Here is a 12,340-nt window from a genome sequence, read left to right as displayed (position 1 = left end):
CGGCATATGGCGGGGAATCGGACGCATCACGATGCGGTGATGCGTCCGCCGCCGCTTGCTCTATAATCACTTTCCTCTGGCGCGCCGATTTGACGACTGGCTTGCGGGCGCGCGGGAGTTCAGGCATCCACGGATGTGGCTCTGGGCTCTCATTACAAATGCGGCTAAAGAGGTTCGGTCAGAGCGGGGGTGGTGAAAGCAAGCGCCCCACGTGCGCCACATGAGAACCCGATTGGTTGCGTGATCAGCGTTGCCGGTCGGGTTTTTTCTTTGGTGCCATGACAGACATCCAGGCTGACACCGCGGTCACCGCAGCCGATGCGGCGCAGGCCGACACATCCTCTCCGAAGGCACATCAGGGCAAGCCGGCCAACGCCATCGGCTTGGTCGTGCCCGAGCGCATGCATTTTGCCGAGCCGCTGCAACTGCGCAACGGCTCGCAGATCAGCGGCTACGACCTGATGGTCGAAACCTACGGCACGCTCAATGCCGACCGCTCCAACGCCGTGCTCATCTGCCACGCACTCAACGCCTCGCACCACGTGGCGGGCGTGCACGCCGAGGGCGAAGTCGGCTGGTGGGACAACATGGTCGGCCCTGGCAAGCCGGTCGACACCAACCGCTTCTTCGTCATCGGGGTGAACAACCTGGGCTCGTGTTTCGGCTCGACCGGCCCCATGAGCCCGCACCCGGAAACCGGCCTGCCCTACGGCGCGCGCTTTCCCGTGGTGACGGTGGAAGACTGGGTGAATGCCCAGGCACGTGTGGCCGATCGCTTCGGCATCCAGCAATTTGCCGCAGTGATGGGCGGCAGCCTCGGCGGCATGCAGGCGCTGGCCTGGAGCCTGATGTATCCGGACCGGTTGCGGCACTGCGTGGTGGTGGCGTCGACGCCCAAGCTGTCGGCGCAGAACATCGCCTTCAACGAAGTGGCGCGCAGCGCGATCCTGTCCGACCCCGATTTCCACGGCGGCGATTACTACGCGCACAACGTCAAGCCCAAGCGCGGTCTGCGTGTGGCCCGGATGATCGGGCACATCACCTATCTGTCGGATGAAGACATGGCCGCGAAATTCGGCCGCGAGCTGAAGGCGGACGACATCCGTTTCTCGTTCGACGTCGAGTTCCAGGTCGAGAGCTATCTGCGCTACCAGGGCGACAAGTTTGCTGAGTACTTCGATGCGAACACGTATCTGCTGATCACGCGCGCGCTCGATTACTTCGACCCCGCACTGGCCTACGGCGGGAGCCTCACCAAGGCCGTCGCGCATACCAAGGCGAGCTACCTCGTCGTCAGCTTCATGACCGATTGGCGATTCGCCCCCGCGCGCAGCCGCGAGCTGGTCAAGGCGCTGCTCGACAACAAGCATCCCGTCACCTACGGCGAGATCGACGCGCCCCACGGTCACGACGCTTTCCTTCTGGAAGACGCGCGCTACCACGCGCTGGTCCGCGCCTATTACGAACGCATCGCGCAGGAGATCGGCGCATGACAACGCAAACGCTGAACCCCGCTGCGCCGTCCGCAGTGCCGAACATCCTGACCGACCGCGCGGACTTTCGCGCCATCGCCCGCTGGATCGAGCCGCACTCCACCGTGCTCGACCTTGGTTGCGGCGACGGCAGCCTGTTGCGCGTGCTGCAGGACGAGCTCGACGTGCTGGCCTACGGCATCGAGATCGACGACGCAGGCGTGCTGGCCTCCGCGAAAAAGGGCGTGCACGTGATCCAGCAGAACATGGAAGGTGGGCTGGCGCTGTTCGAGGACAAGAGCTTCGATACGGTCATCCTTTCGCAAACGCTGCAGACCATCCACAACACGGCGCAGGTGCTGCGCGAGATGCTGCGCGTGGGTCGCGAGTGCATCGTGTCGTTCCCGAATTTCGGCTACTGGCCGCATCGGCTGTCGATCTTCCGCGGGCGCATGCCGGTGTCCAAGTCGCTGCCGTACGAGTGGTACAACACGCCCAACGTGCGCGTGCTGACCATCCGCGACTTTGAAGCGCTGGCGCCCAAGGTGGGACTGGTGATCCTCGACCGCGTTGTGCTGCACGACGGCAGCGTGGTGCGCTGGGGAGCCAACTGGCGTGGCAGCGTAGCGGTGTACCGGGTGCGCGCGGGCTGATTGCCCCGGCAACCGTGTACGCCCCAGGTGTGCTGGTTTGTGCGCACCCGCACGTAGCAGGTGGGCGCGTTACACTGGATCATCTTCCGTTGAGGAGCGCGCGATGAGCAGACAGGTCCGGCGCAGAAGTCCGCGCATGCTACAAGCGCTGTTGGTGCTGGCGATGGGCGTGGCGATGTCGTTGGCAGCCGCTGCAACGTCGCCTGCCGACACACAGGGCGATGCCGCCGCCCTCACCCAGATCGCCATCGCGCATTACGAGAAGAACGATTTCGGCCACGCCTTCGACGAATTTGCCGAGGCTGCACAGCGCGGCAACCGGCTCGCGCAATTCAACTACGCCATGATGCTGATGCGCGGCGAAGGCACCGTCGCCCGCCCTGAAGAGGCGGTCAAATGGCTGCGCCGTGCCGCCGACAACCAGATGACCCACGCGCAGTTTGCCTACGGCGAATTGTTTGAGCGCGGCGAGCTGGTACCGCGCTCCCTGGAAGAAGCGAACAAGTGGTACGAACGCGCTGCGGCGGGCGGGCATGTCGAGGCGCAACGCGCGCTGGCCACCAACTACTTCACCGGGCGCGGTGTGCCGCGCGACTACGGGCGCGCGTTCAGTTGGTACAAGAAGGCGGCCGAAGGGGGCGATGGGCCTTCGCAGTACATCGTCGGCAGCTATTACGAGCGCGGGGAACCCGGCGTGGTGCCGCAGGATATCGAGCTGGCCAAGAAGTGGTACGGCAGGGCGGCTGCGCAAGGGGATGTGGGTGCGCTCGGCAAGCTGCGCGAGCTGGTGGAGAAGACCTATCGTGCCAAGCACGGCGACCCACCCACAACGGCACGTCAGTCGATGTAGCGCACGCAAGCAAAAACCGCCGGGCATGGCAGCATGCACCGGCGGTTTTGCTTTGGAGCGTGTTCAATCCTTCATCAACAGCAACGGCCCACGCGTCCGGCGTAGCGCGCGTCCTGGCGTTCGCGGAAGAAGTCTTCGTACGTCATGACGGCCTGGCCCGGATGGGTCTCCTGCATGTGGCGCACGTAGGTGTCGTAGTCCGGCACGCCAACCATCAGGCGCAGCGTCTGGCCCAGGTATCGGCCGAAGTTTTCGAGTTCTTCGCGCATGCCCGTGCTCATGCGCCCAGCGCTTCGTACGGCGTTTCGTTGGCAGTCGGGCGGCTCGCGGCGCGCGCCTTGAGCACCGTGCGCAGGCCATACCAGGCAATGCTCACCACCACGAGAATGAACAGGCCGCACAGGAATGCATCGATGCGGTCGTTCAGCACCACCTGCTGCATCTGCGCCATCGACTTGGCCGGGGCCAGCAGCTTGCCCTCGGCAATTGCGCTGGCGTACTTGTTGGCGTGCGCCAGGAAGCCGATCTTCGGGTCCGGATCGAACAGCTTCTGCCAGCCGGCGGTGAGCGTGCAGATCAGCAACCAGATGGTCGGCAGAAGCGTCACCCACACGTAGCGGTCGCGCTTCATCTTGACCAGCACGCAGGTGCCCAGCGTCAGCGCAATCGCGGCGAGCATCTGGTTGGAGATGCCGAACAGCGGCCACAGCGTATTGATGCCGCCCAGCGGATCGATCACGCCCTGGTACAGGAAGTAACCCCACAGTGCGACGGTCGCGGCCGTGGCAATGAGGTTGGCGACGAGCGAATCCGTGCGCTTGAGTGCCGGCACAAAAGTGCCCAGCAGATCCTGCAGCATGAAGCGCCCGGCGCGCGTACCTGCATCCACGGCGGTGAGGATGAACAGCGCCTCGAAGAGAATCGCAAAGTGGTACCAGAAGGCCATCATGGCCTGGCCGCCCACCACTTGGTGCAGGATGTGCGCCATGCCAACGGCCAGCGTCGGTGCGCCGCCTGCGCGGGCAAGGATGGTGTTCTCGCCGACGTCCTTGGCGGTCTGGATCAGCACGTCAGGGGTGATGACGAAGCCCCAGGTGGAGAGCGTGTGTGCCACCGTATCCGGCGTCGCACCCACCAGCGCTGCCGGGCTGTTCATCGCGAAGTACACGCCCGGGTCGATGACCGAAGCGGCCACCAGCGCCATGATGGCGACGAACGATTCCATCAGCATCGCGCCATAGCCGATGAAGCGTGCTTGGCGTTCGTTCTCCAGCAACTTGGGTGTGGTGCCCGACGAGATGAGCGAGTGGAAGCCCGACACCGCACCGCACGCAATGGTGATGAACAGGAACGGGAACATGTTGCCCGACCACACCGGACCGCCGCCGCCCGCGAACTGCGTGAGCGAAGGCATCTGCATGTTGGGTGCAACGATCAGGATGCCGATGGCCAGCGCCATGATCGTTCCGATCTTCAGGAACGTCGACAGGTAATCTCGCGGTGCCAGCAGCAGCCACACCGGCAGGACCGAAGCGACAAAGCCGTAGCCGATCAGCATCCACGTCAGCGTCTTGCCGTCGAACGTGAACAGCGGCGCCAGCGTGGCGCTATCGTGCACGGCCTGGCCGCCCACGATGGCCAGCATCAGCAGCACGAAGCCGATGATGGAAATTTCGCCGATGCGGCCCGGACGGATGTAGCGCACATACACGCCCATGAATAGCGCGATGGGAATCGTCGCGGCCACCGTGAAGCTGCCCCATGGCGAGCCGACCAGCGCCTTCACCACGATCAGCGCCAGCACGGCCAGGATGATGATCATGATGAGGAACGCGCCAAACAGCGCGATCACGCCGGGCACCGTGCCCATCTCACTCTTCACCAGGTCGCCCAGCGAGCGGCCGTCGCGGCGCGTGGAGATGAACAGCACGACGAAATCCTGCACCGCCCCGGCAAACACCACGCCGGCCAGAATCCAGAGCATGCCGGGCAGATAGCCCATCTGCGCGGCCAGCACGGGGCCGACCAGCGGGCCAGCGCCAGCAATGGCCGCAAAGTGGTGGCCGAACAGCACGTGCTTGTTGGTGGGAACGTAGTCGAGCCCGTCGTTGTAGCGCCAGGCGGGTGTCTTGCGGGTGCCATCCAGGCCGAGCACCTTGTCGGCAATGAAGCGGCTGTAATAGCGATACGCGATCAGATAGATGCATACGGCGGCCACCACCACCCATAGCGCGCTGACTGCCTCGCCGCGCGCAAGCGCAACGGTGGCAAAGGCAGACGCGCCAAGAATGGCAACGACCAGCCAGATCAGGTGTTGCCTGACGAAGCTCATGTCGGTCTCCTCGAACCTTGGTCGAAGTTATTTGCTGAACGCGGGATGTGGGTTCATCCCTGCAGTAAGTCCTACCCCGTGACAGGGGCGTGTAGTATTTGCCAGCCTTACCCCGCGCCACAAGCGGAGGACTACGCAGCACACGTCCGTAGTTCTACGCAGCCCACACCTGACCGGGGCTGCTCCGTCACCTTGCAATGCCGCAACGCACGCCGCGTTTTGCCATGAAGCTCCGCCAGAAGATCCTGCTCCTCGCCGTCGCACCGCTGACCATCGCCATGCTGGCGATCATGCTGACCGTGCGGCATCAGTCGATTGCGCTGGCGCGACATGAACGGCAGTTGGTGGAATCGGCGTACCTGCAGGCCAAGGAGACCGAGCTGCGGTCTTACGTCAAGCTTGCGCAGAGTGCCATCGCGCCGTTGCTTGCGTCCGGCCAAAGTGGCGACCCAGCCCGGGACGAAGCCACGCGTGACGAAGCCATGCGCACCCTCGCCCGCCTCGACTTCGGCACCGATGGCTACTTTTTCCTCTACGACTTGCGTGGCCGCAACCTGATGCACCCGCGCCAGCCCGAACTTGTCGGGCGCGATCTGTGGGACCTGACGGACTCGGGCGGCCAGCCGACCATCCAGAAACTGGTGGCTGCCGCGCAGGCCGGTGGCGGTTTCGTGCGCTACATGTGGGACAAGCCATCGACGCACCAGAGCGTGCCCAAGCTTGGTTATGTCGAGCCAATTCCACAGTGGGGCTGGATGGTGGGCACTGGTCTGTACCTGGATGACATCGAGCAGACCCTGCGAGAGATTGACCAGCGCGCGCAGGCCAACATCGACCAGACGTTGGCATGGGTGGTCGGAATTGCTGCGATCAGCATCCTGCTGGTGGCGGGCAGCGGTCTGGCGCTGAACGTGAGCGACCACCGCCAGGCCGATGCCAAACTGCGCCAGCTCGCGCAGCAGGTGGTGAAGTCTCAGGAAGACGAGCGCGCGCGTGTCTCGCGTGAACTGCACGATGGCATCAGCCAAGTGTTGGTCTCGACCAAGCTGCTGCTCGAAACCGCGCATGGTCATCTCGAAGCGTCACCAGCATCGCCGCCGTCGATCGAACGGGCGGACAGCATGTTGCGTCGCGCGCTTGATCGGTTGAACAGCGCACTGGGCGAGGTGCGGCGCGTGTCGCACAACCTGCGTCCGGCGCTGCTGGATGATCTCGGTTTGGCGGCTGCGCTGGAGCTGCTTGTGCGCGAAACGCGCGAAGCGCACGAAGACAGCCAGCCGGGGTTTGCGATTGCGCTCGAAGTGGTCGGCCCGCCCGTGCAGCTACCGGACGCGTGCAACACCGCGCTGTTCCGTATCGCGCAGGAGGCTGTCTCGAACATCGAGCGCCATGCCACGCAAGCCACGCGCATCGGCGTATTGCTTGAAAACGATCTCGATGCCGTGCGCTTGTCCGTTCGCGACAATGGCCCCGGCTTTGATGTGGAATCCGTCCAGGTGGACCCGGAACGCGGCATCGGCTTGCGCAACATGCGCGAACGCATGGCCGCGCTGGGCGGCACCTGTACCATCGCCTCGGGCCCGCACGGCACCGAGGTGTGTGCTGCGCTCCCGCATGTCGTCATCGCTCAACTGGCTTCTGTTCCCTCTTCTCCCATCGTATGAATATGCGACCAGCCGCGCCCGTCAAACTGCTCCTCGTCGACGATCACCCGCTCGTGCGCGATGGTGTGCGCATGCGGCTGGAAGCCGTGCCGCATTTCGAGGTGGTGGGTGAAGCCGGTGACGCCGATGCCGCCCTGCGGGCCGCACGCACCTTGTCACCCGATCTGGCGCTGATGGACATCGGCATGCGCGGCATGAACGGCATTGCGCTGACCGAGAAGTTTGCCGAGGAATTTCCCGAGATTGCCGTGCTCGTCCTGTCGATGCACGACAACCTGGAGTACGTGCGGCAGGTGATCCGTGCGGGCGCGCGTGGCTATGTGCTCAAGGACGCGCCCGCCAGCGAGCTGGTCGAGGCCATCGACGCCGTGCTGGCCGGCCGGCCGTTCTACAGCGCGCAACTGGCGATGCGCATGGCCGAGCAGGCTGTCATGCCCACGCCGGTCGAGGCGCTCACGCCGCGTGAGCGCGACATTCTCGACGGCATCGCCAAGGGCTATGCCAACAAACGCATCGCCGACGAGCTGGGCCTGTCCGTGCGTACGGTGGAATCGCACCGCCTGAATCTCAAGCGCAAACTCGGCATCGAGGGCCAGGCGGAACTGGTGAAGTTTGCGGTGGAGTTGGGAAAGGGCCGTTAGGCGCCCTTCATGGCCTCGACGTAATCGCGCACCATCGCCTCGAACGACGTGTCGCGCCCAAAGCCCATCGCATCGGCGCGGGCGGTGTTGAAGCGCGCCGGCCAGCTTTGCACGATGGCCTTGATGCGTGCGTCCGGCTCCCAGCGGATGCGCGATACCGGCGCATCGCCCGCCACCTTGCGCAGCGCTTCCACCATCTCGCCCACCCGCACCGTAATGCCCGGCAGGTTCAATGAGCGGCGATTGCCCCATGCCGACGCCGGCAGCGTGTACGCGTGCAGCAGCGAGGCCACCACCTGGCGCGGCGAGGCGAGCCACAGTTCGGTCTCGGCTTCCACCGGGCAGATGGCGTCTTCGCCGGACAGCGGCTCGCGGATGATGCCGCTGGCAAAGCTCGATGCCGCGCCATTTGGCTTGCCCGGGCGTACCGACACAGTCGGGATGCGCACCGCGCGGCCGTCGACGTAGCCCTTGCGCGAATACTCGCCCACCAGGAATTCGCCCATCAGCTTCTGCACGCCGTACGAGGCCTGCGGCGTGGCCGCCGTGTCGTCGGTGACGATGGCAGGCAGTTGACCGCCGAACACCGCGACCGAACTGGCAAACAGCACGCGCGGCGCACGGCCGGTCTTGGCGTGCTGCGCGCGTAGCGCATCAAGCAATGCGCGCGTGCCGTCCAGGTTCACGCGCATGCCGAGGTCGAAATCAGCCTCGGCGGTACCGCTCACCACGGCGGCCAGATGAAACACGCCGCCCACGTTTTCGTCGATCACCTGGGCGATGAGGGCCGAGTCGGAAGCATCGCCCGTCACATAGCGCACGCGCGCATCGGCAATCTGGCCCGGCACCTGGTCCAGCACGATGAAAGTCGCAACCGGCTGCACCGCGCCGTCCGCGCCGGGCAGACCGGGTTGCTGGAGCAGTGCCGCCAGCACGCGCTGGCCCAGGAAACCGGCGCCGCCGGTGATGACGATGTTCATGGTGTCTCCTTGTTGCCTGACGTATGCGGCCGGGCGTTTTGATCGATGCCTAGGGTAAACAGGGATGAAGCTCTGCGACTCAACTTGTATGATGACACGACGAATTTACCCTTGCCAAGACCTCCCAGCCACCATGTTTGAACGACTCGACGCCGCGCCTTCCCTGTCCGACCGCGTGGCCCAGACCCTGATGGACAAGATCGACGCGGGCGAACTGCGCCGCGGCGAACGCATGCCGTCCGAAACCGTGCTCGGCCAGGAATTCGGTGTGAGCCGCACCGTGATCCGCGAAGCCATCTCGCGTCTGCGCCACGAAGGCGTGGTCGAAGCGCGCCAGGGCAGTGGCGTGTACGTCACGCAGCAGGCTGGCCTCAAGCCGCTGCGTATCGACGCGGCGCAGGCCGGCTCGATCGATGCCGTGCTCCACATCATCGAGCTGCGCCGCGCGCTGGAGGCGGAAGGCGCCGCCCTGGCCGCTCAGCGCCGAACGGATGCCGAGATGATCGAAATCGACGCCGCACTCGACAGCATCGACGCTGCAGTGGCGGCAGGCGGTGACGGCGTGGCCGAAGACCTACGCTTTCACCACGCCATTGCCGCCGCCAGCGGCAATCCGTTTCTGGTGCAGGCACTTGGCTTCTTCAGCCAATACCTGGAAGAAGCGATTGGCGTGACGCGCAGCAACGAAGCACGCCGCGAAGACTTCGCGCGCCAAGTCCGCGACGAACACAGCGCGATGGTCGACGCCATCCGCCACCGCGACACACTTGCCGCACGCAACGCCGCGCAGACCCACATGTTCAATGCCGCACGTCGCCTGGCCGAGGGCCGCGATACGGCGCAAGACTGATTTCAGGAGCCATTCATGACGCAATCGGCGGCTGACCGGAAGGTCGGCGTGATCGGACTCGGCGCCATGGGTTTGGGCATTGCCAAAACCCTGCGCAATCACGGCTACACCGTGCATGCCTGCGACGCGCGCCCGGGTGCCGCAGCGGATTTCGCCAAGGAAGGCGGCGTGGCCCGCGCAACGCCGGCGGAGGTTGCCGCTGGTGTGGATGTGGTGGTCTCGGTGGTGGTCAACGCCGCGCAGACCGAGGCCGTGCTGTTCGGCGAGAGCGGTGCAGCGGGCGCCATGCGGCCGGGCAGCACCTTCGTCATGTGCTCGACGGTGGATCCGAACTGGTCCATCGCACTTGAGGCACGCCTTGCGCAGCAGGGCATCCTGTATGTGGATGGCCCGATCTCGGGCGGCGCTGCCAAGGCCGCGTCGGGCCAGATGACCATGATGACCTCGGCCAAGCCCGAGGCGTATGTGGCGGCGGGCCATGTGCTCGACGCCATGGCCGGCAAGGTCTATCGCCTGGGCGACAAGGCAGGCGCGGGCAGCAAGGTCAAGATCATCAACCAGTTGCTGGCAGGGGTGAACATTGCCGCCGCCGCCGAAGCCATGGCCCTCGGCCTGCGCGAAGGCGTGGCGGCGGATGCGCTTTATGAAGTCATCACCCATAGCGCGGGCAACAGCTGGATGTTCGAAAACCGCATGGCCCATGTGCTGGCGGGCGACTACACGCCGCTGTCGGCAGTCGACATCTTCGTCAAGGATCTGGGGCTCGTGCTCGATACCGCGCGCGCGACCAAGTTCCCGTTGCCGCTGGCGGCCACCGCGCATCAGATGTTCATGCAGGCGTCGACCGCCGGCTATGCCAGGGAAGACGATTCCGCCGTGATCAAGATCTTCCCGGGGATCACGCTGCCGGAGGGCCAGCCAAAATGAGCAACGCGCCCAAGTCCCGCCCGGTCCTCGGTTGCATCGCCGATGACTTCACCGGTGCGACCGACCTCGCCAACATGCTCGTGCGTGCCGGCATGCGCACCGTGCAGACCATCGGTGTGCCGCAGGCAGGCGAGGAAGCCATCGCTGCGGATGCCGATGCCATCGTCGTGGCGCTCAAGTCGCGCACGATTGCGGCGGCCGATGCCGTGGCGCAGTCATTGAGCGCACTGCACTGGCTGCGTGCGCAAGGTTGCTCGCGCTTCTTCTTCAAATACTGTTCGACCTTCGATTCCACCGACGACGGCAACATCGGCCCAGTGGCCGAGGCGTTGATGGTCGAACTGGGCACCGATTTCACGTTGGCCTGCCCTGCATTTCCCGAGAACGGCCGCACGATCTTCCGCGGCCATCTGTTCGTGGGCGACGTGCTGCTCAACGCGTCGGGCATGGAGCACCATCCGCTGACGCCGATGCGCGATCCGAACCTCGTGCCGGTGCTCGCGCGCCAGAGCGCGGGCAAGGTCGGCTTGCTGCGTTACGACGCAATCATGCGCGGCGCCCAGGCCGCTCGCGATCAGGCCCAGCAACTGCGCGCCGACGGCGTGAAGCTGGCGATTGCCGATGCCATTTCCAACGATGACCTGATCGTGCTGGGCGAGGCGTTTGCCGACCTGCCCCTGCTCACGGGCGGCTCGGGCTTGGCGCTTGGCTTGCCGGCGCAATACCGCCGCGCAGGGCTGATCACCGAACATGGCAACGCGGCCCAACTGCCTGTGGTGGCGGACTCGGCGATCGTGCTGTCGGGCAGTTGCTCGCGCGCGACGAACGCACAAGTGGCGCACTGGCGTGCATCGCGCCCCGCCTTCCTGATTGATCCGCTGGCGCTGGCCGAAGGCAAACCGGTGGTGGTCGACGCGCTCGATTTCGTGCACCGCCATGCCGGTCAGACGGTGCTGGTGTACGCCACCAGTGCGCCGGAGCAAGTGGCCCACGTGCAGCAAACGCTGGGTGTGGAACGCGCCGGCAAGCTGGTTGAAGATGCACTGGGCCGCATCGCTCGCACCCTCCATGCTGACGGCGTGCGCCGCTTCGTGGTAGCCGGCGGTGAAACATCGGGCGCGGTGGTGCAGGCGCTCGACGTGTGCGCGCTGCGCATCGGCCCGCAGATCGACCCAGGCGTGCCCTGGACAGCCACCATCGACAACGATCCGGTTGCACTGGCATTGAAGTCCGGCAACTTCGGAACGGTGGATTTCTTCGAGAAGGCGCTTGCGCAACTGGCGCAGGCCACCGCGGAGGCTGCCGTATGAGCGCGTTCACCGAAACAGCGCTGCGTGAAGAGATCGCCCGCGTCGGGCAGAGCCTGTATGCGCGCGGTTACACCGTAGGCACGGCAGGCAACATCAGCGCACGCCTGCCTGACGGCTGGCTTATCACGCCCACCGATGCCTGCCTCGGCACGCTGGACCCGGCGCGTATTGCCAAGGTCCTGGCGACGGGCGAATGGGTCGGCGGCGACAAGCCGTCGAAGACGCTCGCCCTGCATCGCGGCATCTACGACCGCAATGCCGACGCGCATGCCGTGGTGCACACGCATTCGACGCATCTGGTGGCGCTCACGCTGGCCGGCGTCTGGAACGAAGCCGATGTGCTGCCACCCATCACGCCGTACTACGTGATGAAGGTCGGCCACGTACCGCTCATCACGTATCAGCGTCCGGGGCATCCGGATGTGGCCTCGCAGATTGCTGCGCTGGCCAATGAGGTGCGCGCCGTGCTGCTCGATCGACTCGGGCCCGTGGTATGGCACGGCTCGGTGTCGAATGCAGCCTACGCGCTGGAAGAATTGGAAGAAACCGCACGGCTTTGGTTGATGACCGAACCCAAGCCTGCACCGCTGTCCGACGCGCAGATCGACGAACTGCGCCAGACGTTCGGGGCCCGTTGGTAGCAACCGATAGCAAATCGGTA

The 12,340-nt window shown here is 65.3% G+C and carries 12 protein-coding genes; 9 read left to right on the top strand and 3 right to left on the bottom strand.

The window, feature by feature from the left end:
* The first annotated feature begins 278 nt into the window (after nucleotides 1–278).
* The 3 genes from metX to M1D44_RS14430 all read left to right on the top strand — a co-directional run bounded on the left by metX (nucleotide 279) and on the right by M1D44_RS14430 (nucleotide 2,975).
* Entirely contained in the window at nucleotides 279–1,493 is a 1,215-nt protein-coding gene (metX, locus tag M1D44_RS14440) for a homoserine O-succinyltransferase MetX (RefSeq protein ID WP_024977024.1), read from the top strand.
* Nucleotides 1,490–2,125 (top strand): methionine biosynthesis protein MetW, encoded by a 636-nt coding sequence (gene metW / locus M1D44_RS14435; RefSeq protein ID WP_024977023.1) that lies wholly within the window; start codon nucleotides 1,490–1,492, stop codon nucleotides 2,123–2,125. Before metX ends, metW begins: the two co-directional genes overlap by 4 nt.
* Nucleotides 2,126–2,261: 136 nt before the next feature.
* Entirely contained in the window at nucleotides 2,262–2,975 is a 714-nt protein-coding gene (locus M1D44_RS14430) for a tetratricopeptide repeat protein (protein ID WP_419177603.1), read from the top strand.
* 74 nt (nucleotides 2,976–3,049) lie between these two features.
* Here the strand turns inward: M1D44_RS14430 and M1D44_RS14425 are convergent, their stop codons facing one another.
* Together M1D44_RS14425 and M1D44_RS14420 are read right to left on the bottom strand one after the other, a co-directional pair.
* On the bottom strand, nucleotides 3,050–3,244 hold the full coding sequence (locus M1D44_RS14425) for a YbdD/YjiX family protein (protein WP_004628224.1): 195 nt from the start codon (nucleotides 3,242–3,244) through the stop codon (nucleotides 3,050–3,052).
* 8 nt (nucleotides 3,245–3,252) lie between these two features.
* Complete coding sequence (locus M1D44_RS14420; RefSeq protein WP_112186293.1) at nucleotides 3,253–5,307, bottom strand: carbon starvation CstA family protein; 2,055 nt, start codon at nucleotides 5,305–5,307, stop codon at nucleotides 3,253–3,255.
* A gap of 224 nt (nucleotides 5,308–5,531) precedes the next feature.
* Between M1D44_RS14420 and M1D44_RS14415 the strand changes: the two genes are divergently transcribed.
* A complete protein-coding gene (locus M1D44_RS14415; protein WP_024977020.1) occupies nucleotides 5,532–6,971 on the top strand; it encodes a cache domain-containing protein in 1,440 nt (479 codons plus the stop codon).
* A complete protein-coding gene (locus tag M1D44_RS14410; RefSeq protein ID WP_024977019.1) occupies nucleotides 6,968–7,612 on the top strand; it encodes a response regulator in 645 nt (214 codons plus the stop codon). Before M1D44_RS14415 ends, M1D44_RS14410 begins: the two co-directional genes overlap by 4 nt.
* On the opposite strand, the gene denD is transcribed toward M1D44_RS14410, so the two are convergent.
* A complete protein-coding gene (gene denD / locus M1D44_RS14405; protein ID WP_316852909.1) occupies nucleotides 7,609–8,592 on the bottom strand; it encodes a D-erythronate dehydrogenase in 984 nt (327 codons plus the stop codon). The two genes, M1D44_RS14410 and denD, sit on opposite strands and share 4 nt — an antisense overlap.
* 133 nt (nucleotides 8,593–8,725) lie before the next feature.
* Between denD and M1D44_RS14400 the strand changes: the two genes are divergently transcribed.
* From M1D44_RS14400 to otnC, 4 genes are read left to right on the top strand one after another with little or no spacing between them, the layout of a single operon-like run.
* Nucleotides 8,726–9,442, top strand: a complete 717-nt coding sequence (locus M1D44_RS14400) for a FadR/GntR family transcriptional regulator (protein ID WP_316852908.1) — start codon at nucleotides 8,726–8,728, stop codon at nucleotides 9,440–9,442.
* Between the two features lie 15 nt (nucleotides 9,443–9,457).
* Entirely contained in the window at nucleotides 9,458–10,369 is a 912-nt protein-coding gene (gene ltnD / locus M1D44_RS14395; RefSeq protein WP_316852907.1) for an L-threonate dehydrogenase, read from the top strand.
* On the top strand, nucleotides 10,366–11,679 hold the full coding sequence (gene otnK / locus M1D44_RS14390; RefSeq protein WP_316852906.1) for a 3-oxo-tetronate kinase: 1,314 nt from the start codon (nucleotides 10,366–10,368) through the stop codon (nucleotides 11,677–11,679). The genes ltnD and otnK overlap by 4 nt, the downstream gene beginning before the upstream one ends.
* Nucleotides 11,676–12,320, top strand: coding sequence for a 3-oxo-tetronate 4-phosphate decarboxylase (gene otnC, locus M1D44_RS14385; protein WP_316852905.1), 645 nt, complete (start codon nucleotides 11,676–11,678; stop codon nucleotides 12,318–12,320). The genes otnK and otnC overlap by 4 nt, the downstream gene beginning before the upstream one ends.
* Nucleotides 12,321–12,340 lie beyond the last annotated feature (20 nt).

The sequence above is a fragment of the Ralstonia sp. SA306 genome (genome assembly GCF_054792405.1).
The sequence above is the reverse complement of the archived record's forward strand: the minus strand, read 5'-3'. Positions and strand labels throughout refer to the sequence as shown.